The organism is Pseudomonadales bacterium (genome assembly GCA_041395945.1).
Taxonomy (GTDB): domain Bacteria; phylum Pseudomonadota; class Gammaproteobacteria; order Pseudomonadales; family Azotimanducaceae; genus SZUA-309.
Map to the genome: position 1 here is coordinate 1,762,792 of JAWKZN010000001.1, position 20,149 is coordinate 1,782,940.

Genomic DNA, 20,149 nt, shown 5'->3' on the forward strand with positions numbered 1-20,149 from the left:
TGGAGGCGCGCTGGATCGATTCGGATGCAATCTGTATCCTTGCGCGCCTTCGACCAATCCCGTTTTCCCCGATCGACTTCATCTGCACGGACATTTCTGACCCCATGGAAAATTTCATCGAACGCAGTTTCTACGCCAGCCGCTGGCTGCTCGCACCCATCTATCTCGGCCTGAGCCTTGCACTGGTCGCCCTGGGCATCAAATTCTTCCAGGAAGTCTTTCACCTGATGCCGAACATTCTGGCTGTGACCGAGTCCGAGATGGTGCTGGTAGTGCTCGCGCTGGTGGATCTTTCCCTGGTGGGCGGACTGATCGTGATGGTCATGTTCAGCGGCTATGAGAATTTCGTCTCCCAGCTGGATCTGGATGGCAACGAGGACAAGCTCGGCTGGCTGGGCAAACTCGATGCCGGCACCCTCAAGGCAAAGGTCGCCGCTTCCATCGTCGCCATCTCCTCCATTCACCTGCTGCGCATCTTCCTCAATGTCGAGAACATCGATAACGACAAACTGCTCTGGTATGTGATCCTGCACATGACCTTTGTGCTCTCCGCAGTGGGCATGGTCATGCTCGATCGCTGGACGGCCAAGCACTGACCAGCGGATCAGTACCGCTCTTCAGTACCGCACCTCAGTACCGCTCTTCAGTGCCGCACTTCAGTGCGCATGCTGCAGCAGGTGCGCGCGCAACAGATCTTTGCCGTAATCGTTGCCGTTGGGTGTGCGCACAACAGTGTGCACATGGTCTCTGGTCGGCGTCGGCGGACCGTCGAGGGCAACGGGGAGCTGATGATCGTATTCGATCATCACCACCGGGCTGTGAATCCTGTAGTAGAAAACGTCGTCCTGTCCGGTACCGCCCACCCAGGAGAAGTAGGTGTCGTCCCAGTGACGAAGGATGTCCGCCATGGCGATGTAGGCGTGACCTTCCCGGAGATTGCCGGTGTACAGCCCCACCAGTTGCTGGGCCAGCAGCCGCTGCGCGGTGGTCAGCGCGTTGAGCCGGAGACCCTGGTAGGGCACGACGGCATTGTCCTGGAACAGTTCACCCTGATTGTTGTTGCCGGTTTTTTCGGTCGCCACTATAGCGGTCGCCCGCTGCGTCTCATCCAGGGCATTGATCAATGCCAGTCCGGCCTGCAACTCGGCATCGAGTATCGACGTTCCCGCAAAGCGCCCGGTATCCGCCCGGGGGGGTTCTGATCCCATGAAGGTGGGAGTCAGCACCAGCTGATCACCGAGCACGAAGCAATTGATGATCAGATGGTGTCCGTCCAGCTGCCAGCCCCAGGGTTCGGTCGCAGACGGCGTGCCCATGACGGTGAACCAGTAGCGCAACTCGCCGTACTGCTCATGATCGTTCATCAGATCGGCGAGATGGCCTTCGAGACGCATGATGTCTCTGGAAGTCTTATACCCCCGGGCACTCAATGTCGCGGCGAGCAGTGCGAAAGCACTGTCCGTCTGTGCCGGCGTCATTTCCAGCAGACCCACCCCCTGCCGGGTGGAGATGTGGATATTCGCCCAGCGCCGCCATTCGAGATCATCGACCGGAAACTGCGCCCGCTGTCGCTGATCTTCATCGAGGCCAGCGAGGAATTTCTCTGCCGCCTCCACCAGCGGAAGGGTGCTGACGCCCGTCTGCTCGATGCGGAACAATCCCGACTGCACGCCACCGTCGGCGGTGATCCCGCGAAAAGGTTCCCGCAGCATGAACCGCTCGACGAGGGGCCAGACAACTTTTGAGGCACCGACCGGCTGCAGGATGGCCAGCCCGATAAAGGCTGCCAGGATCGCCAGCAGCGCAAGTACCGTTCCGATCAGAATCCGCATGCTGTTTCCTCCGGGTTTTGCCGGAGACTAACCGCTTGCGCACTGGATGACATCTGTGGCCTCTTACGCAGGCCCTGAAAAACGCAAACCGTCCAGATGAGGTAGCAGTGAGCACCATCCCCGGAGACCTGTCGCCTCGATCCCTCGCCGGCACTCCCGCAGCCAGTCCCCTCGGATACGTCAGCTGGGCCTTCGGGCAGGGTGCCCGGGATCCCTACTACATTCTGGTAGTGATCTACATCTTCTATCCCTACTTCAGCAACACGGTGGTGGGTAATCCGGTCGAAGGGCAGAGTCTGCTCGGCTACACCAACGCCATCGCCGGGTTCGCGCTCGCTCTGCTCGCGCCCTTTCTCGGGGCGATCGCAGACAAGGACGGCCGCCGGAAACCCTGGGTTGCGGGCAGCGTGGTGTTCATGGTGGCTGGTGCCGTGGCACTGTGGTGGGCACTTCCCGGCGGAGCCGGCCTCAGCATCTTCACGATCCTGGCACTCATCGTCTGTATCAACATCGCCTTCACCATCAATGAAGTGTTTCACAATGCCATGCTGCCCAGCACCGCACCGGCAAACCGTGTCGGCTTCGTTTCAGGCATCGCCTTTTCCATCGGCAACGTCGGCGGACTATCGTTGATGCTCTTCGTGCTCATCGCGTTTTCCCTGCCTGGAACCAGCGACTGGAGTTTTCTGCCCGCTGTACCCCTTTTCGGCATCGATCAGGGCGCCCACGAACACGATCGCATCGTCGGTCCCATCGCGGCTGCCTGGATGCTGATCTTCACCCTTCCCCTCCTGCTGTTCACACCGGACGGTCAGGGACGCATTACCTCTGTGAGAAAAGCTGCCCGGGAAGGCCTGCAGGATGTGATCGAAACCCTCTCCCGTTTGCGCCACTACCGCAATATCGCCCTCTACCTGATCTCCCGCATGTTCATGATCGACGGCATGGTGGGCGTCATGACCTTTGGTGGCGTCTACGCCTCGGGGACATTCGGCTGGGATACCACCACCCTGCTGATTTTCGGTCTGTGCACCAGCGCATCGGCCATGGTCGGCGCCTACATCGGCGGCTGGATCGATGACCTGGTCGGCTCGAAGCGCGCACTGCAGATCGCTATCGCTATGAGCTCGATCATCCTGATGATGCTGGTGTCCTATCAGCCCGGTGTGCTGTTTTTCTTCGTGAACGTCGGAACCGATGCGGTCTGGAATTTCCCCTATTTCCGGTCGCTGCCGGAGATCCTCTATTTCCTGACAAACCAGATCTTCGCCCTGTTCTTCGTGACGGGTCTGTCATCGTCGCGCACGCTGATGGCGCGTCTTGCCCCGCCGGAGATGGCTACCCAGTTCTTCGGACTGTTCGCACTTTCAGGTACGGTAACCGCCTTCCTGGCGCCACTGATGGTGGGCACCCTGACAGACTGGTTCGATTCACAACGCGCGGGCATGGCCTCCCTGACAGTGCTCATGGTGATCGGCTTCGTCCTGCTGCTGAAAGTTCAGGAAGTGCAGACCGTCGCCCATCTTCGAACCCCCCGCCCCTCCGTCTGAGGCAGGTTTCAGCGGCAGCGCCCCTGGCCATGGGTGTGTTATGTAAAGTGATGCCCATCATGCGTATGGCAGTCCCGGGTCATGGCGGCATCCTGGCGTTCGGATCAGCAGACGCCGCATCGAATCCGGGCGGCAGGGTCAGATCCTCGAGAAAAAAAGCGGCGAGCGCATTGCGTCCGGCCACACCCGCCTTGCGGTATACGGCCGTTGCCTGCTGCCTCGCGGTCGCCTCACTGACACCACGTGCGCGGGCGATCTCTTTGTGAGCGAGTCCTTTCAGGAGCAGCAGCGCCACCTCCTTTTCCGCGGCAGACAGGCGCCAGCGATCGAACTGCCGGTCGATGGAAGCACCCAGCCCGAGCAGCAGACTCTGGGCTTCGGCACGCCAGATGTCAGCCGCTTCGTCGCTGCTGACCAGGCGGTCGTCCAGTTCGCGCACCTGCTCCTTCAGCGCTGCTACCAGCGCCCGGATCAGTAAAGTGGATGCAATGAGCGCGATCAGCACCACACTGCCTTCGATCAGCACATGGGCTGTGGACACCCCCTCATCGAGATCGCCGAGAAGATCCACCGCCGCGAGCAGTCCGATCATGGCGAATGCGGCGATCAGTGCACCATAGCGCCATCCGGCGGATGTCAGATCCGGGGTGTTCAACTGCTTGATTTCACTGACAATGACGACCATCTCACGTCTGCAGGATGGGGGCGGTCCGTCTCCGGAGTCAAGCTGAGCACAGTTTCAAAACAGCGGAGACAACCATGAAATCAACCGGGACCACTACCCGAACTCCTGTCTGGGATCTGTTCGTGCGCTTCGGACACTGGATCCTGGCAGCCGCCTTTCTCATCGCCTACTTCACCGAAGACGATCTCATGACCGTCCACACCTGGGCCGGATACCTGACCGCCAGCGTAGTGGTGTTGCGGATCCTGTGGGGATTCGTCGGATCCCCACACGCCAGGTTTCGGGATTTCCTCTTCACTCCCCGGCAGGCATGGCACTATCTGATCGACCTGCTGCGCGGTCGGGCAGACAGGCACATCGGCCACAGTCCGGCCGGCGCGGTGATGGTCTATGCGCTTCTGATCGGTGTTCTGCTCACCGGAGTATCCGGCATGATGGTCTACGCCTACGAAGAGCAGGCGGGGCCACTCGCAGGGGCAGTCGCCAGCCAGTACCATGGCCTGACCGACAGGGAGCGCGAACGCGCCTTCGACCGCGCCGAAGACTTCTGGGAAGAAGCCCACGAATTGACCGCGAATCTGACCCTGCTGCTGGTGCTGCTGCATATCGGTGGCGTTCTCCTGGCCAGTTTTGCGCACCGGGAGAACCTCATCGCATCCATGGTGAGCGGAAACAAACGTCCGCAGGACGAACTCCGGAATACATGAGCGGAACACAGACACAGGAACGGGTGATCGAGTCCGTCCGCCGCTGGGTGAGGTCGTTTGTGATTGACATGAATCTGTGTCCGTTTGCCCGGCGGGAACTGGACGCACAACGGGTGCGCTTCGTGGTTACCGGTGCGAGCGACGTCGGCGGACTGCTGACCGTGCTCGCAGCGGAACTGGCTCTGCTCGATCACGAGCCCGGTGTGGAGACGACACTCCTCATCCATCCCGGAGCTCTTGCCGACTTCCTCGACTACAACGACTTCCTGGCGGATGCAGACGAGTTGCTGCGGAGCCTGGATCGGGAAGGCGTCTATCAGATCGCGAGCTTTCATCCGCACTACCAGTTCCACGGTACCTTGCCAGAGGATGCGGAGAACTACACCAACCGTTCGCCTTACCCCATGCTGCACCTGTTGCGGGAAGACAGCGTTGAACGCGCCATCGCCGGTTATCCGGAGGTGGAACAGATCCCCAGCCGTAATACCGATTACCTGAACCGGCTGGGCCGGGAGCAGCTCGCGCGACTCCGGCAGGCGTGCCTCAGTCCCTGAGCACGCCCGGTTTTCGCAACAGTCCGATGCCGAGCATCGCCATGCCGATCGACACCAGAGGATTGAGGTAGTTGAGAAACGCGTAAGGCGCGTACTCGAGAGTGGGCACACCCAGGGTCGCGGCATAGAACGCCCCTGCCGTGGTCCAGGGAATCAGCCCGGTGCTCAGCGTGGCCCCTTCTTCCACGGACCGTGACAACACCGCTCGATTGAGCCGGGCGCGATCGAAGGCCTCCCGGAACAGCTGGGCGTTGAGAATGATCGACACATAGGCCTCGCCCAGTCCCATGTTGCCGACAATGCCGGAAGCGATGGTTGTAGCGATCAGTGTGCTGGCGCGACGGATCCGCGCAATCGCCCCCTCCAGCAGGGCTTTCAGAAAGCCCCCGCCATTGAGCAGACCACCGAGCGCCAGAGCCATGAGTGCCAGCAGCAGGGTCCAGCTCATACTGGCGATACCACCGCGACCGAGCAGTGCGTCGATATCCGCAACACCCGTATGACCCGGTGTGTTCTGCCACAGTGCGTTGAGCACCTCACCCAGGCTGCGCCCCTGATACAGCAGGGCAAGCGCGAGGGCTGTGACGACACTGGCAGTCATGCTGACCTCCGCGGACTGACGGGAAACACTGAGCCCGACCAGCACCAGCAGCGGCAGCACGGCCACGATAGGATTGATGCTGTAGGCCTGCCGCAGCGCCACCTGAATATCCGCGCTCTGACCGGCCGCTGTCAGTGGATCTGCACTGCTGTCGAGCAGCAGCAGAATCACGAGCACCAGCAGGAAAGTCGGCGTGGTTGTAATGAGCATCGAGCGGATGTGGGCATAGAGATCGGTGCCCGCACTCATCGCCGCGAGATTGGTGGTATCCGACACGGGTGAGAGCTTGTCACCAAAGGTGGCGCCTGAGATCACCACACCGGCGATGAGTGGGAAAGACACACCCATGGACTGACCGAGTCCCATCAGCACCACGCCGAGCGTCCCCACCGTGCCCCAGGAGGTGCCGGTGACCACGGACATGAGAGCGCACAACACGAAACCGGTGGCGAGAAACACATCGGGAGCAAGCAGATCCAGGCCATAGACGATGAGAGAGGCGATGGTACCGCTGTGCATGTAGCTGGCGATCACCATACCGATGAGTATGAAGATGTAGACGGCCGACAGGGCATTGCGGATCCCGTCGCTCATCATCGACCGGATCGCGGGATAGTGGTGGCCGAGATAGCGGGTGTTCAACCCAACCCAGCACAGACACACAAAGATCAGCGCATGGATACTGATGCCATAGCCGAACAGGCCGGTTCCCAGAATCAGCAGCACGCCAGCAAAGGTGAGGAAGCCGTGCCAGGGTGTCGGTGTTCGTGCGGGATAACCTTCGGCTTGGGTCAATCGAGTCATTCACAGCGCAGGGTGAGCGCGCCATGGTACCCGTTCGCGCTGCAGGCCACGCCTGTGGCTGGGGCTGAATGGCCGCAGTTTGGGCTCCGGTTGCCAGGCCGTTGAGCGCGACCTATTGATAGCCGATTCGCTAACTGTTAGCCTCCCGGCGAAATACAGGGGCCGGACCCATGCTGCCAGCCGTGACTCCGATCGATCGGGCATTCACCGCCCTCTCCCATCCGGTACGCCGCAATATCATCGAGCGGCTCCTGGAAGGAGAACTGACCGTAGGCGAGATCGCGCGCCCCTACGGGCTCAGGAACCCCACCATCTCCCGCCATCTGAAGGTACTGAAAGAAGCCCAGCTGATCGTCAGCACCGTCGACGGCCGCCAGCACCGCTGTCGGATAAATCCAAACGGTATCAATGAGTTGCAGAGCTGGTTAAAGAGATACGAGAAGTTCTGGACGGGCCAGTTCGACGCGCTGCAGCGCTTTGTCGAGACCAGGCCCGTGGCGGATCGGTCATGACTGCGGCCCCCGACGGCGACGGCCACGTGCTCCATCTCACCCGGGTATTCGATGCGCCCATCCGCTTCCTCTTCGACTGTTTCACGGATCCTGCCCTGATCATGCAGTGGTGGGGTCCCCCCGGCACCCTGTGTCCGGCCGCCACCAGCGAACTTCGCACGGGCGGTACTTACCGCTTTGTCATCGAAGACCCTGAAAGCGGCGACCGCTACATCTCCTGCGGACGCTACCTTGTGATCGAGCCGCCTAACCGCCTGGTCTTCACCTGGTACTGGGAAGCGGATCCGGAGGCAGTGACCCGGGTTTCCGTCGACTTCCGCGCGGTCGATGATCTACACACGGAACTGACTCTGAAGCACGCCCGCTTTCCTGAGCTCGCAAGCGCGAAATCCCACGAGACCGGCTGGACGAGCAGCCTGACGCGACTCGCGCGCCTGCTTTCCCGCAGTCAGACCTCCTGAGCAGAGACTTCAACAGACCCACGCACACAATGACAGCTGGAGCAAGACAATGAATCATCCTGAAGTGGTCGATCGACAGACCTGGCTCGCAGCGCGCCTGGAACTTCTGGCTGCAGAAAAGGCCTTCAGCCGTGCCCGGGATGCCCTGACCCGTCAGCGCCAGACGCTGCCCTGGGTACGGGTGGATGAGAACTACCAGTTCGAGGGGGCGGCCGGGAACCAGTCCCTGGCCGAACTGTTCGGCAACCGCAGCCAGCTCATCGTGCAGCACTACATGTATGCGCCTGGCTGGCAGGAAGGCTGTAAGAGCTGTGCATTCTGGGCCGATCAGTTCGATCCGGCACTACCGCATCTGGCCGCGAGAGATGTTGCTTTCGCCGCGGTATCCCAGGCACCGTACACGGATTTCGCCCCCTTCAAAAAACGAATGGGCTGGCAGTTTCCCTGGGTGTCTTCTGCTGCAAACAGTTTCAGCAACGACTACCTGGTCTGCTACTCACCGGACCAGATCGCCGCAGGTGACACCTTCTACAACTACACCCGGGGCATGCATTACGGAGAGCACGCACCAGGGATCAGCGTGTTTGCGAAAGACGGCGATGGCGCCGTCTACCACACCTATTCCTGCTACGCCCGTGGGCTGGATATGCTCAACGGCGCCTACCACCTGCTCGACCTTGTGCCCAAAGGACGCGATGAAGCGGACCTGCCAGCCAGCATGGCCTGGCTGAAGCTGCATGATCAGTACGAGTGATCCCCGGCACGACTTCGGGCGGCGGCAGATCCCGGGCTACTGAATACCCGGCAGCGAGACCCGGAAGATGGTCGGATTCTTACCGCTCACCAGTTCGATGGTACCCCGGCTGGATTTCAGGAGTGCCTGAGCGATCGTCAATCCCAGGCCTGTGCCACCGGTGTCGCGCGCGGTCGTGAAGAAGGGCTCAAAAACCTTATCCCGATTGTTCTGCGAGATACCGGTGCCGTTGTCCTGCACATCGAGTGTGAGACTCGCAGCATCGCTGCTCGAACGGATCTCCAGACGCGTGGCACCATGCTGCAGGGCGTTTTCGAAGAGTATCTCCAGCACCGCCATGAGCACTTCCCGTCGACCCCGGGCCTGATAACCGCCCTGCACGCCACTCCAGTCGAACTCGGCCCGATCCGAAAACGGCCCGACCGCTTCCTCGATCATGTCCGGCACCTCAAAGTGCTCAGGTCCGGATTGCTGAATTTCCGCCCGGGTCAGTTCGAGCAGACGTTCGGTCAGCCGGTGCAGTCGCTGCGCATCGCTGCCGATCATCTCGAGAAAGCGCATCTGCTGCGCCTCGGACATGCCACTGCGGTGATCCTGCAGCACCTCTATCGCGCCCCGGATACTGGCGATGGGGGTTTTGAATTCGTGGGAAACGTGGCGGGAAAACTCCTGCAGCGAGTTGGCCCGCTCCTCCAGGGTCTGGGCCATCCCGGTAATCGCCTCCTGCAATCGGGCGATTTCCCGGGTCCGTGGCTGGGCGAGGGTCTCTTCGTCAGCGTCCGCAACGGCACTGATCTCACCCCGGCTGATGCGACTGGCCCGGTCCGCGAGCCGGGAGATCGGACGCGCGATGAGTCTGAAGGTCAACAGCGACATCACCACCACCAGAGCGAGCAGCAACCCCAGCGCCTGGAGCAGCAGCCAGCGTTTCGCATACAGCGCCTGCAGGATGCTGGGTGGGGTGCGCGACAGCATGACCGCACCGATGAGACGGCCCTGCAGCACGATGGGCGCAGTCACGAAGACCCGCAGGCCGCCGACCCTGCTGATGGAATCGAGCGCGGTCACCCGGGTGTAGTCACTCTTATGACGCAGGCGGCTGCTGGGTGTGCCCGCAAGCGCCAGCTGGACCTCCTCCCCTGCGAGAATCGACAGACCCACATCGTCCCCCGTACTGGCGACGATGGTGCCCCAGGGATCCACCACACGGATGCCGGCAAGGGTTACCAGCTGTGCGTCTTTGAGTACCGGCACCAGCCGCTCGCCGACACTGGCCGCAAAGGGATCGGCCGCGCGATCCCTGCGGCCGTCCGGCAGAGGGGGCAGCACGACCGAAGAAGCCAGATCCAGAGCGGCGGGACGTGGTGACCAGCGGCCGTCCTGCCAGCGACCATTGGCCAGTTCGATCTCCCGACTCACTGCCATGAGGTTTTGCGGTGCCTGCTCGAGCACCAGGGAACGATAGAAGGCGGCCACGAAAGCGCCCTGAGCAATCAGGGCGGACTCCGTCTGCCGGACCAGTGCACTTTCATACAGCCGCATGAGCTGGATACCGGCGAGGGGCAGCACCAGCACCGTCAGGTTAATGCCGATCAGCACTGTGCGCAGTGACAGTCGAGGCAGATGCCGCACGAGATCTCTCAGCTGTCGGGGCGCGCAAGGCGATAGCCGACACTGTGCACGGTACGGATACCCGGTGTGCCGGCCGCCTTCAATTTATCCCGCAGCCTGCGGATGTGTGAATCGATGGTCCGATTGCTCACCACCCGACGCACATCGTAAGCGCCCTGCATCAGGTCATCCCGGGAAAACACTTTATCCGGCCAGCGCGCCAGGGTACACAGCAGCTGGAACTCGGTCTGGGTCAGCGGTAAAGGCAGTTCCTGCCAGGTGGCCTCGAAACGGTCCAGATTGATGACATAACCATCCACCCGCAGTATCCGGTCCCGGGGCGCACCGTCACCGGCCAGCTCGTTGTTGCGCCGCAACTGGGCCTTCACCCGGGCCACCAGCTCCCTCGGACTGAAGGGCTTGCCGATGTAGTCGTCGGCACCCATGTCGAGACCCAGCACCCGGTCCACCTCCTCATCCCGGGACGACAGCAGCACGATGGGTACCGATGAGATCGCACGCAGGGCCTTACACACGGTCAGACCATCGAGTTCCGGCATGAGCACATCGAGCACTACCAGGTCCGGGTAGTGACGCCGATGCAGTGCCAGGGCTTCCACACCATTGGCCGCGGTGAGGGTATCGAAGCCCGCCTGCTCGAGGGCAAAGCAGACCACCTCGCGCAGGTGCGGGTCGTCGTCGACGATGAGGATGCGTTGCATGGGGAGGGATTCTACCTCCGAACCGGCGCGCGCCCGCAGGGCAGGGCGGCAGCAAAGGGCGGATTCCGCCGAAATGCCGCTGAATCTGCGCAGAAATTGCACAAAGTCAGGGCACCACTGCACCATCTGTGCGGAGACGCTGCAATTCACCCGGGCAGACTGCCCGGATGTCTGCCATCGCCAGCAACCCGCCTTATCGGTCCGCGCTGTCCCGGGTCACCATCGTCCTCTTCGCCCTCGGCGCTGCCAGTCTCGCCGCCGATCCGCTGCTCTGGCTCATCCGCACCTGGCACGATCAGGGTTACGACGGCATCGGCTGGATTGCAGCAGCACTGGTAGCCGGGCTCGGTTGCTGGTCCGGCTCCAGCTCGCTGGAGACCGACGCCCGGGATCGCCCGAACCTCAACAACACATTCAAGCTGCTGCTGGCCACCGCCTGCCTTCGCCTCACCTCCCAGCTGCTCGATGTGAGCGTGCTGGGTGCCCTGCTGCTCGGCGTTGATGTATTCGCACTCGCCCGGCTCGCACGCCTGTCCCGTCGGCGCCGCGCCCTGGCCGCCTTCTGGCTCGCAGTGCTGTTCTGTTTCAGCCTGCCCGTCGAACCGATGCTGCAGCGCGTGTTCGGCTACCTGTTACAGCAGATCTCGGCCAGCCTCGCCTGCGGAATACTCTCCGTGTTTTTCGACAATCTCTCCTGCGCCGGGGTGCGCCTCCAGGTATCCGGTGTGGATGTGCTGGTCGATCTGCCCTGCTCGGGTGCAGAGCTCATCTCCACCACCGGCATGATCTTCTCCTTTCTGTGCACCCTGCGCCGACCGTCCGTCCTCGGTGGCGTGATCGGTGCGGTTGCCTGCGGGGTGATTGCACTCGCCGGTAACGCTCTGCGCATCACCCTGCTGGCAACCGGTCTGGTTTACACGGACCTGTTGCCTTTTCAGGTCATGGACCCTCTGCCCCACACCCTGATCGGGTTATTCGCGGTGGCGGTCGCCTCCGCGGCGCTGATCGCGATTGTGCAGCTTCTGCCGGTTACAGCGTCAGAAAGCGGAGATCAGCAGCCACAACTGCAGCCGGGTGCTGTAGCAATGGATCGGCATCGTCTGCAGCTGTTCGGCGCGTTGTGCTTTCTGCTCCTTGCCCTGGCGATCGGTACCATCACACCGCGCCCCCTGGACGCCTCACCCGCCCTGCCACCCGCCTTCCATCCCGGCCAGGCCGCGGGTCTGCCCGGCGAGACCCAGCCGCTCACCGAGCAGGAACGTCAGTACTTCAGCCGCTACGGAGGAGCGGCGCAGCGGGTGAACTATGGCCCCTACAGTCTGCTGCTGGTTTCCACCACCTCGCCGCTGCGGCACCTGCACGATCCGGCGATCTGTCTGCGCGGTCTGGGCTACCAGGTTCGGCTGCTCGGCACCGACCACGCAACCCGGTCAACCGTCTACAGCGCAGCGAAAAACACGGGCACCGGTGCACCGGATGAGCGCTTCACCCTGCGGGTGAGCTACCTCGGCAGCGACGGACAGATCGCCACCAGCATTGCCGAGGTGGTGTGGTACTGGCTCAACAACCCGGCCACCCGCTGGACCATGGTGCAGCGGGCGACACCCGACCACTCGATCGCCGTACCGGAACACGCTGTCACCACTCCATCCGATGCCTGGATGGCGCCCATCGATTCTGCCGACCGGGCGGCAGAGTGGGAGACCGCCATGCGCCGTGCTTTCAACCTGAGCTGAGGAACTTCTGCAATGAATCCGACAAATGCTTCCAGAACCTCGCGTGCTTTTCTCCTGAGCGTCTTCACTTTCCAGCTGCTCTGCGCAACTACCGCCAGCGCAACCCCGACAGAGCCGATGCAGAAGCCAGCAGGACCCCTCACCGGCAGCATCGAAGCCCTGGTGGATGGCAGGCGGGTAATACTCGCAAGCCTTGTGAACGACTACCGGATCCGGATCAGCGGTGACATCGCCAGTGTCACTCTGAAACAGACGTTTTCCAATCCCTACACTCAGCCGCTGAATGCGCGATACCTGTTTCCGCTCAATCGCCGGGCCGCCGTTCACGCCATGACCATGCGAATCGGCAATGAAATCATCAGCGCACAGATCGAAGAAATCCGGCAGGCGCAACAGACGTTTGCCAGGGCGAAGCAGGAAGGCAAAGCGGCCGGTCTGCTCGAGCAGCATCGGCCGAACATGTTCACCCAGCGCATCGCCAATCTGATGCCCGGACTGCCGATAGAAATGGAGATCGAGTACACCCAGGTCGTGCCAAAAATCGACGGCGCCTACGAACTGGTGGTGCCTATGGTGGTAGGACCCCGCTTCCAGCCACCCGGCACCGAATCTGCCTGGACACTGGAGCGGCTGCCCGGCTATCCCCCTGCAGCCGGCGTGCATGTTCCGGAATCCGTGACCGGGGATCGGGTCAGTCTGCACATCGATCTCGAAGCGCCGGTACCCCTGAACGCCGTCTACAGTGACACTCATCGACTCGATATCGAGCATCGCTCCTCCACTCAGCAGTCGATCCGCCTCGCTGACGACAGGGTGCAGGACAACCGAGACTTCGTACTGCGCTATTTCCTCGGCAGCGATACGACCACCAGCGGCCTGCTCAGCCACTGGCAGGCGGGCGAAGGCGGCTATTTCAGTCTGCTCATCGAGCCTCCGGAGTCGGTGGATGATTCCGCAGCAATTCCCAGAGAGATGGTCTTCCTGCTCGACTGTTCGGGCTCCATGAGCGGAGCGCCGATGGCGGCCAGCAAACGGTTCATGACAGCGGCGCTGGGCGCGCTGCGTCCGACAGACAGCTTCCGCATCATCCGCTTCAGCGATTCGGCGACAGAATTTTCGCGCGAGCCGCTGCCGGCCACGCCTTTCAATATCCAGCGGGGTCTGCGTTATACGGAACACCTGTATGGCAGCGGCGGCACCATGATGACCACGGGGATCGAGCAGGCGCTGGATGCACCGCTGGCACCAGACAGGGTGCGCAACGTGGTGTTTCTCACCGACGGCTACATCGGCAACGAACTGAGCGTGCTCAGTCTGGTAAACCGATTGCTGGGAGACGCCCGCCTGTTTGCCTTCGGTGTCGGTGCCGGGGTAAATCGCTACCTGCTCGACGAACTCGGTCGCAGCGGCCGTGGCTTCACCCGTTACTTCGACCCGACGCGGGACGATGAGTCACAGTCTGCCGTGGTCAGTGAACTGGTCGCCCGTCTGCAGACACCGGTACTGACCGACATTCAGATCGACTGGGGCGGACTCCCGGTCACCGGCATCGTTCCGGAGACCTTGCCCGATCTGTACGCCGGAGACTCGCTGCGGGTGACCGGACGCTACAACACCCCGGCAGACGGCACCGTGACCATCCGGGGAAACAGTCGCAACCACGCGGCACGGATAGAAGCACCGGTTGCTCTGGATGAGACCCAGGATCATCCCGCCATCCGCAGAATCTGGGCGCGCAATACGGTGGCTGAACTCATGCACGCCTTCATCACGCCGACCGAACTGAGACCGGATGCCATGGACAATGCTCAGCTTCAGGCAGCCGTCACCGACCTCGGCCTGACCTACGGGATCGCCACAAACTGGACGGCTTTCGTGGCGGTCAGCCGGAACGTCTACAACCCCGATCCTGCAGCCAGCGCGGACGCGGATGTCGCCCTGCCGAAGGTTGCCGGTGTGAGTGCGCTCGCCTATACACCACCGGCACTGTCCGGCGGGGGTGCACCCGAACCCGGCGCGCTGCTCGCGCTGCTGGTGGGACTGGGCATCTGGGGATTCCGGAGACGACGTCTGTTGCGTGTCTCATCCTGATATGCACGCTGCGCGCGCCCGCAGGATGCGCGCCTCATCCTTTGAGTCACGCCGCACTGATCCGCTCCCGTCGTCACCCAGAGCTGCTTCCGGAACAATTGCTGCAAACGATTTCTGCAAGGGTTGAATTTTTCACAATCACGCCTATCTAACCTCACCGGGCTAACCAGCGCGAGCGAGCCTGGCGGGTCGTCGGTTCGTTTCACATTTGTATCGAAGTGAGAAAAAGTACATGTCGGTAAAACTTTCAGGCAACAAAACGAAACATTACGCAATACTTTCCACCCTGCTGATGCTGCTGCTCAACGCCGCCGGCAACGCGATGGCGCAGGAAGAGCGAGCCATTCAGAGTCTCCGCGACACCGGCAAAGCCTTTTCGTCCGTCGCCAAGCGGGTATCACCTTCTGTCGTTTTCATCCAGGTCGAGCAGAAGTCTCAGCGCAGCCAGTCTCCGCTGCTCGACAGCGAGCAGTTCCGTCGTTTCTTCGGTCCCGGTTTCGGCCCGGATTTCCCGCGCAGCGAGCGGCCCAGCATCGGCCAGGGGTCCGGTCTCATCATCTCTTCTGACGGCTACATACTCTCCAACCATCACGTCGTCGGCAATGCGGACAAAGTCACGGTACGACTCGAAGGCGGCAAGGAATACAACGCCGAGGTCATCGGCAGTGACTCGGCGACCGATGTCGCTGTGATCAAGATCGATGCGAAGGGCCTGCCCGCGCTGGCACTGGGTGACTCGGACAACCTGGAAGTCGGCGAATGGGTAATGGCAATCGGCAATCCCTTTGGTCTCTCGCATACGTTGACCGTTGGTGTGGTGAGCGCCGTCGGCCGCAGTCAGCTCGGCATCACGGACTATGAAAACTTCATTCAGACGGATGCTGCCATCAACCCCGGTAACTCCGGTGGCCCACTGATCAACCTGGATGGTGAGGTCGTGGGGATAAACACCGCCATTTTCAGCCAGTCCGGTGGCAGCATGGGCATCGGCTTCGCCATACCCATCAATCTGGTGAAACAGGTTCGCCAGCAGCTCATCGACAACGGTGTGGTCACCCGCTCTCAGCTCGGTGTCGTCATTCAACCCCTCACTCAGGATCTGGCCGAATCCTTTGGCCTGGACTCTCCGACAGGGGTGCTGATTTCCGACGTGGCCGAGGACTCCGCCGCATCCGAAGCCGGTCTCCAGGCAGGCGACATACTGCTGGAGCTTAACGGCGCTCCCATAGTCGACAGCGGCAGCTTCCGCAATCACATTGCCATGACCGAACCAGGCAAGAGCGTATCGCTGACTGTGCTTCGGGATGGCAAACGTAAAACGGTACGGGCCAAACTCAAGGCACTCGCAGGCGGCGAAGTTGCCCAGAGCGGGAAAGCGCAGAGCAGCAGCTGGGGCTTCACGGTAGTTGCCCTGACACCGGATGTCGCTCAGCAGCTCCGCTACACCGGTCTGTCCGGCGTGGTGATCAGCGAGGTGGAAGTCGGCTCGGTTGCTCAGCGCGCCGGCCTGCGCCGGGGCATGCTGATCCAGGAGGTCAACCGCAAGAAGGTCGGCAGTCCAGCGGAGTTCGACAGTGCGGTGAAGTCAGGCAAAGAAAACGAAATGCTGTTGCGTGTGCGTAACGGCGACAGCGCCCTCTATATCGCGCTATCGCGCTGACCCGCTGCTCCGCAGAACAGGCGCGAATCTATCCCGAGCGGCCCCACCGCTCGGGATGATTCGAAATCCGGCGGCCCACTTGTCTCTCCCGGAGCCAGATGAAATCATCCCTCCGATGAAGATCGATCTGCTCAGTCCTTCGAGTTTTGCCCATGGTCATCCCCACGCTCAGTACGACTGGCTGCGTCAGCACGCGCCCGTGTACTGGCACGAGGAGGCCGTGGGTCCCGGCTTCTGGGCGCTCACCGGCTATGAGGAAGTCGCCGGGGTCGGTCGCCTGCCGGAGATCTACTCCTCCGAGCCCACCATCATGATCGCCGATCCGGAAGTCGGCTCCGCGATCGGGCCTCAGGATGATCACAAGATGATGCTGATGATGGATCCACCCCGGCACACCCAGTTCCGGCGGTTGATCAGCCGGGAGTTCACCAGGGGACCCGCGGCCGCCCTGCGACCGAGAGTGCTGCAGTTGGCGACCACCATCCTGGACAAGGTGTGCAACGGCCAAGCTGGCGTTTACTCGGAATGCGACTTCGTCAGCCAGGTCGCCGGCGAACTGCCCTCCTATGTGATCGCCGAGCTCATGGGGATTCCGCTTGAAGACGGTCGCACCCTCTATGGCCTCACCGAGATACTGCACTCCGCCCCCGAGACACTGGAGGAAGGCGCCCAGATTCGTGCCGGTATGGAAATGTTCGGTTACGCAGCGCAAGTGTACGAGGAAAAACTCGCCAACCCGGCAGACGATCTCGCCAGCCAGATCGTGCATGCCGAAGTGGATGGCCAGAAGCTCGACCTGATCGACTTTCAGCTGTTTTTCATGCTGCTCATCGATGCAGGTGGTGACACGACCCGCAACCTGGTGGCCGGCGGACTGCACGAACTTCTGCAGCGCCCCCGGGATCTCGCCCGCCTGCGCGCAGAACCGGCACTCATCCCCGCCGCCCGGGACGAGATGCTGCGGGTAGTCAGCCCGGTCATCTACATGCGCCGCACCGCCAGATCGGACGTGCAACTGGGCGGCGTGCAGATCCGTGCCGGTGACAAGGTGGTGCGCTATTTCGGCGCCGCCAATCACGATCCGGCAAAGTTCGCCGATCCGCACCGCTTCGATATCACCCGCACACCCAACCCTCAGATTGCCTTCGGCACCGGCGCCCACGTGTGCCTCGGCCAGCACATCGCCCGGGTCGAGATCGACTGCGTGTTCGAATCGATCTGCGCGCGGCTGCACGACATCGAACAGATCGGCGAACCTGAGTGGCTGCCATCGAATTTCATTTCGGGTATCCGTTCGATGCCGATCCGCTTCAAAGCAACCGCCTAGACAGCGCCACGCGCTTTATACTGCCGCCTTATCTATCATTCAGGAACATTGTAAGAAACCATGGACACCCGCTTTCGATCGACCCTTCCGCTCCTGTGCGTTCTGTGCAGCGGCCTTTTCTTCAGCATCACCGCAACGGCTGCAGTGCCGGATACCTGGACCAGACCTTTTCCCGGTCACCGGGTAATCGGAAATCTCTATGCGGTCGGCAACTACGATCTGGCGAGCTATCTGATCACGTCTGATGCCGGACACATCCTGATCAATACCGGACTCGAAGAGTCCACAGGGCCGATCCGCGCCAACATCGAATCGCTCGGCTTCCGGCTCGAGGATGTGAAGATCCTCCTGAGCATGCAGGCCCACTTCGATCACACCGCCGCACTTGCTGAAATCAAAGTCATCACCGGTGCGCAGATGTGGGCAACCCCGGACGACGATAGACTCCTGGCCGATGGCGGCACCAGCGACCCGCACTTCGGCGATACCCTGAGTTTCAAACCGATTGCCGTCGATCGCGTCATCCGCGACGGCGAAGTGATCGAACTCGGCGACATCCGGTTGACCGTACACGAACACGGCGGTCACACAGAAGGCAGCTCAAGTTACAGCATGCAGGTGCACGAAGCCGGCCGGGACTACGCTGTGGTGATCGCCAACATGGGCACCATCAATGACGGCAAACGGTTACTGATCAATCCCACCTACCCTGGGGTTGCGGAGGATTTTGCCAACACCTTCGAACGCCAGAAGGCGATGCCCGTGGACGTCTGGGTCGCCGCCCATGGCAGTCAGTACCGGCTGCACGAAAAATACAGGCCCGGAGATCCCTACAGCCCGGACACCTTCGTCGATCCCGAGGGGTTCCGAGCGGAAGTCGAGCGCCTGGAAGCGCTCTACAAGGCTCAGCTCGAAGCGGAGCGCGCGGCCGCCGAGCTTAAAGATGCTCCAGCACCGTCCGACCCCGCTTAGTCAGCCGGTAGCCGGTCTCGAGGCTTTCTGTCAGACCCAGCTGTTTCAGCCTGCGCACGCTGGCCTTGAAAGGCCGGGTCTCCCAGTTGATGTGCGCCGCAAGTTCGGCCGCCCGCAGGCCTGGATGCTCGCCGATCAGCGCCAGCGTACGGCAGGCCCAGGGTCCCCGGCTCGAGCGAGCGTCCATCGCTTCGAGCTTCTCGATCAGCTCCTGACTTTCCTGTGCACCCGGCTTGTGTCGCGGCGGCGCCTTCACCCTGATCGTACCGAGGTAGCGGAACTCCACCTGGTAGACGTCATCGCCCTCGCCCACCTTGAGATAACCGCACAGGGCCTCCCGGTCCGGAAATCCGGAGCGTCTGATATCGCGCAGCCGGGCATCGGCGAGGCGTAGCTGCTTGAGTGCGGTGACTTCAATGGCGCCCGTCGGATGCAGATTGTAGCGGCCGCCCACCTTCGCCTGTGGTGATCGCCAGGTGCGGAAGGAGCAGGTCACCTTGCCTTCACGGATGGCTTCTTTGAATTGCCTGGTGAACTGCATCAGTCGCACCTCGCATAGCGCTAGGCCATCTGGAGAAATTCCACCAGGTTACCGTCCGGGTCATCCACGATGGCGATGGTCACACCCGGCCGGACTTCGGTGACCGGTATCACGAGTTTGCGCCCGGCGGCCTGGCACTCCGCCACCACCTCGGTCAGATTACTCACGCTCATGGTCCAATAGCGGTAGCCGGTTGCTGCGGGGATTCCGCCTGCTGCTGGTCGCTCAGTGGGTGTGGTCGGCGGCTCCACGATCTTGATCAGACTGGTCCCGCAGCGCAGGCGGTTCATCACGCCACCACCCGGAAACGGGGTGCGGGGCTCCTCCACAAATCCCAGCACATCCCGGTAAAAGGCCACCATGGCGGGGCCATTCGCCGCGACAATACCGAGATCGATGGAATCCTTCTGCAGTTTGATGGCCATGAATACGCTCCGTGGGTTGCTGTGGTTGTCTTTGGCACCTGCCAGGTGCTGCCTGAGTCCGGATGATCACTCATTCCCGCGCATTCACCAACTCCGCCATACCTCGCACTGCGGGCACGGGTTCGTCGCGGTAGAATCTCCAGCCCGGCAGTGGAGCAGATCGATCATGTCCAGCAACAGCGCCCCCGGATACATCAATCATCCAAATCATCGGGTGCGTATTGTGCCTGCAAAGCTACATGTGGAGGTGGCTTTCGCCGGCACGGTGATTGCCACCAGCGATCGTGCGCTGCTGGTGGACGAATCGCGACACGACCCCGTCTACTACATCCCGCGCAGCGATGTTCTGATGTCTGCGCTGACACCCACCGATCACAGTACCTACTGCCCGTTCAAGGGACACGCGCGGTACTGGACCTTGCAGGTCGGAGATCGAATCGAGGAAAATTCCGTGTGGGCCTATGATGCGCCCTACGACGAAGCGCTGCCGCTGCAGGGCTGTGTCGCCTTCTATAGCGATCGTGTTCAGGTGCACACGTCGCCTGCAGCGAGTGAGCCTGAATAAGCGGTAAGCCGAGGCCAGCAGTACAGGGCCCGACACAAA

General features: G+C 61.8%; 20 protein-coding genes. 13 read left to right on the plus strand and 7 right to left on the minus strand.

The window, feature by feature from the left end:
* The first annotated feature begins 104 nt into the window (after positions 1 to 104).
* Complete coding sequence (locus R3E82_08285) at positions 105 to 596, plus strand: TIGR00645 family protein (protein ID MEZ5550871.1); 492 nt, start codon at positions 105 to 107, stop codon at positions 594 to 596.
* Between the two features lie 60 nt (positions 597 to 656).
* On the opposite strand, the gene R3E82_08290 is transcribed toward R3E82_08285, so the two are convergent.
* Positions 657 to 1,832 carry a DUF3500 domain-containing protein gene (locus R3E82_08290; GenBank protein ID MEZ5550872.1) on the minus strand — a complete coding sequence of 392 codons (1,176 nt, stop codon included), beginning with the start codon at positions 1,830 to 1,832 and terminating at the stop codon, positions 657 to 659.
* A 107-nt stretch (positions 1,833 to 1,939) separates the two neighbouring features.
* Between R3E82_08290 and R3E82_08295 the strand changes: the two genes are divergently transcribed.
* On the plus strand, positions 1,940 to 3,382 hold the full coding sequence (locus R3E82_08295; GenBank protein ID MEZ5550873.1) for an MFS transporter: 1,443 nt from the start codon (positions 1,940 to 1,942) through the stop codon (positions 3,380 to 3,382).
* A 79-nt stretch (positions 3,383 to 3,461) separates the two neighbouring features.
* Here the strand turns inward: R3E82_08295 and R3E82_08300 are convergent, their stop codons facing one another.
* Entirely contained in the window at positions 3,462 to 4,067 is a 606-nt protein-coding gene (locus R3E82_08300; GenBank protein MEZ5550874.1) for a helix-turn-helix transcriptional regulator, read from the minus strand.
* Positions 4,068 to 4,141: 74 nt separating this feature from the next.
* On the opposite strand from R3E82_08300, the gene R3E82_08305 reads away from it, so the two are divergent.
* Together R3E82_08305 and R3E82_08310 are read left to right on the plus strand one after the other, a co-directional pair.
* Positions 4,142 to 4,774: a cytochrome b/b6 domain-containing protein gene (locus R3E82_08305; protein ID MEZ5550875.1), complete on the plus strand. Its 633-nt coding sequence runs from the start codon at positions 4,142 to 4,144 to the stop codon at positions 4,772 to 4,774.
* A complete protein-coding gene (locus tag R3E82_08310; GenBank protein ID MEZ5550876.1) occupies positions 4,771 to 5,328 on the plus strand; it encodes a DUF1415 domain-containing protein in 558 nt (185 codons plus the stop codon). The genes R3E82_08305 and R3E82_08310 overlap by 4 nt, the downstream gene beginning before the upstream one ends.
* Here R3E82_08310 and R3E82_08315 read toward each other — a convergent pair.
* The gene (locus R3E82_08315) at positions 5,318 to 6,724 is read right to left on the minus strand and encodes a Na+/H+ antiporter NhaC family protein (protein MEZ5550877.1); all 1,407 of its coding nucleotides are present in this window, start codon (positions 6,722 to 6,724) and stop codon (positions 5,318 to 5,320) included. The genes R3E82_08310 and R3E82_08315 overlap by 11 nt on opposite strands.
* Before the next feature lie 179 nt (positions 6,725 to 6,903).
* Here R3E82_08315 and R3E82_08320 point away from each other — a divergent pair, with 179 nt between their 5' ends.
* From R3E82_08320 to R3E82_08330, 3 genes are read left to right on the plus strand one after another with little or no spacing between them, the layout of a single operon-like run.
* Positions 6,904 to 7,245: a metalloregulator ArsR/SmtB family transcription factor gene (locus tag R3E82_08320; GenBank protein MEZ5550878.1), complete on the plus strand. Its 342-nt coding sequence runs from the start codon at positions 6,904 to 6,906 to the stop codon at positions 7,243 to 7,245.
* Positions 7,242 to 7,706: an SRPBCC domain-containing protein gene (locus R3E82_08325; GenBank protein MEZ5550879.1), complete on the plus strand. Its 465-nt coding sequence runs from the start codon at positions 7,242 to 7,244 to the stop codon at positions 7,704 to 7,706. Before R3E82_08320 ends, R3E82_08325 begins: the two co-directional genes overlap by 4 nt.
* 49 nt (positions 7,707 to 7,755) lie before the next feature.
* On the plus strand, positions 7,756 to 8,460 hold the full coding sequence (locus R3E82_08330; GenBank protein MEZ5550880.1) for a DUF899 domain-containing protein: 705 nt from the start codon (positions 7,756 to 7,758) through the stop codon (positions 8,458 to 8,460).
* 36 nt (positions 8,461 to 8,496) lie between these two features.
* Here R3E82_08330 and R3E82_08335 read toward each other — a convergent pair whose 3' ends face one another.
* Together R3E82_08335 and R3E82_08340 are read right to left on the minus strand one after the other, a co-directional pair.
* Positions 8,497 to 10,092, minus strand: coding sequence for a HAMP domain-containing sensor histidine kinase (locus R3E82_08335; GenBank protein ID MEZ5550881.1), 1,596 nt, complete (start codon positions 10,090 to 10,092; stop codon positions 8,497 to 8,499).
* Between the two features lie 8 nt (positions 10,093 to 10,100).
* Entirely contained in the window at positions 10,101 to 10,793 is a 693-nt protein-coding gene (locus tag R3E82_08340) for a response regulator transcription factor (protein MEZ5550882.1), read from the minus strand.
* Positions 10,794 to 10,960: 167 nt separating this feature from the next.
* Here R3E82_08340 and xrtT point away from each other — a divergent pair, with 167 nt between their 5' ends.
* From xrtT to bla, 5 genes are all read left to right on the plus strand, one after another.
* On the plus strand, positions 10,961 to 12,529 hold the full coding sequence (gene xrtT / locus R3E82_08345; protein ID MEZ5550883.1) for an exosortase T: 1,569 nt from the start codon (positions 10,961 to 10,963) through the stop codon (positions 12,527 to 12,529).
* A gap of 12 nt (positions 12,530 to 12,541) precedes the next feature.
* The gene (locus tag R3E82_08350) at positions 12,542 to 14,620 is read left to right on the plus strand and encodes a VIT domain-containing protein (GenBank protein MEZ5550884.1); all 2,079 of its coding nucleotides are present in this window, start codon (positions 12,542 to 12,544) and stop codon (positions 14,618 to 14,620) included.
* A 232-nt stretch (positions 14,621 to 14,852) separates the two neighbouring features.
* The gene (locus R3E82_08355; protein MEZ5550885.1) at positions 14,853 to 16,280 is read left to right on the plus strand and encodes a DegQ family serine endoprotease; all 1,428 of its coding nucleotides are present in this window, start codon (positions 14,853 to 14,855) and stop codon (positions 16,278 to 16,280) included.
* Positions 16,281 to 16,395: 115 nt separating this feature from the next.
* Entirely contained in the window at positions 16,396 to 17,607 is a 1,212-nt protein-coding gene (locus R3E82_08360) for a cytochrome P450 (protein MEZ5550886.1), read from the plus strand.
* A gap of 60 nt (positions 17,608 to 17,667) precedes the next feature.
* Complete coding sequence (bla, locus tag R3E82_08365) at positions 17,668 to 18,579, plus strand: subclass B3 metallo-beta-lactamase (GenBank protein ID MEZ5550887.1); 912 nt, start codon at positions 17,668 to 17,670, stop codon at positions 18,577 to 18,579.
* On the opposite strand, the gene R3E82_08370 is transcribed toward bla, so the two are convergent.
* The gene (locus R3E82_08370; GenBank protein MEZ5550888.1) at positions 18,545 to 19,120 is read right to left on the minus strand and encodes a hypothetical protein; all 576 of its coding nucleotides are present in this window, start codon (positions 19,118 to 19,120) and stop codon (positions 18,545 to 18,547) included. The genes bla and R3E82_08370 overlap by 35 nt on opposite strands.
* A gap of 20 nt (positions 19,121 to 19,140) precedes the next feature.
* A complete protein-coding gene (locus tag R3E82_08375; GenBank protein MEZ5550889.1) occupies positions 19,141 to 19,545 on the minus strand; it encodes a VOC family protein in 405 nt (134 codons plus the stop codon).
* Positions 19,546 to 19,711: 166 nt separating this feature from the next.
* Between R3E82_08375 and R3E82_08380 the strand changes: the two genes are divergently transcribed.
* Positions 19,712 to 20,110 carry a DUF427 domain-containing protein gene (locus R3E82_08380; protein ID MEZ5550890.1) on the plus strand — a complete coding sequence of 133 codons (399 nt, stop codon included), beginning with the start codon at positions 19,712 to 19,714 and terminating at the stop codon, positions 20,108 to 20,110.
* Positions 20,111 to 20,149 lie beyond the last annotated feature (39 nt).

Bases quoted from the DNA above. Each gene is read 5' to 3' on its own strand.
- R3E82_08380 (MEZ5550890.1), top strand. From the start codon at position 19,712: ATGTCCAGCAACAGCGCCCCCGGATACATCAATCATCCAAATCATCGG.
- R3E82_08375 (MEZ5550889.1), bottom strand. From the start codon at position 19,545: ATGGCCATCAAACTGCAGAAGGATTCCATCGATCTCGGTATTGTCGCG.
- xrtT (MEZ5550883.1), top strand. From the start codon at position 10,961: ATGTCTGCCATCGCCAGCAACCCGCCTTATCGGTCCGCGCTGTCCCGG.
- R3E82_08330 (MEZ5550880.1), top strand. From the start codon at position 7,756: ATGAATCATCCTGAAGTGGTCGATCGACAGACCTGGCTCGCAGCGCGC.
- R3E82_08310 (MEZ5550876.1), top strand. From the start codon at position 4,771: ATGAGCGGAACACAGACACAGGAACGGGTGATCGAGTCCGTCCGCCGC.
- R3E82_08370 (MEZ5550888.1), bottom strand. From the start codon at position 19,120: ATGCAGTTCACCAGGCAATTCAAAGAAGCCATCCGTGAAGGCAAGGTG.
- R3E82_08290 (MEZ5550872.1), bottom strand. From the start codon at position 1,832: ATGCGGATTCTGATCGGAACGGTACTTGCGCTGCTGGCGATCCTGGCA.
- R3E82_08360 (MEZ5550886.1), top strand. From the start codon at position 16,396: ATGAAGATCGATCTGCTCAGTCCTTCGAGTTTTGCCCATGGTCATCCC.
- R3E82_08340 (MEZ5550882.1), bottom strand. From the start codon at position 10,793: ATGCAACGCATCCTCATCGTCGACGACGACCCGCACCTGCGCGAGGTG.
- R3E82_08355 (MEZ5550885.1), top strand. From the start codon at position 14,853: ATGTCGGTAAAACTTTCAGGCAACAAAACGAAACATTACGCAATACTT.
- R3E82_08350 (MEZ5550884.1), top strand. From the start codon at position 12,542: ATGAATCCGACAAATGCTTCCAGAACCTCGCGTGCTTTTCTCCTGAGC.
- bla (MEZ5550887.1), top strand. From the start codon at position 17,668: ATGGACACCCGCTTTCGATCGACCCTTCCGCTCCTGTGCGTTCTGTGC.
- R3E82_08285 (MEZ5550871.1), top strand. From the start codon at position 105: ATGGAAAATTTCATCGAACGCAGTTTCTACGCCAGCCGCTGGCTGCTC.
- R3E82_08325 (MEZ5550879.1), top strand. From the start codon at position 7,242: ATGACTGCGGCCCCCGACGGCGACGGCCACGTGCTCCATCTCACCCGG.
- R3E82_08320 (MEZ5550878.1), top strand. From the start codon at position 6,904: ATGCTGCCAGCCGTGACTCCGATCGATCGGGCATTCACCGCCCTCTCC.
- R3E82_08300 (MEZ5550874.1), bottom strand. From the start codon at position 4,067: ATGGTCGTCATTGTCAGTGAAATCAAGCAGTTGAACACCCCGGATCTG.
- R3E82_08305 (MEZ5550875.1), top strand. From the start codon at position 4,142: ATGAAATCAACCGGGACCACTACCCGAACTCCTGTCTGGGATCTGTTC.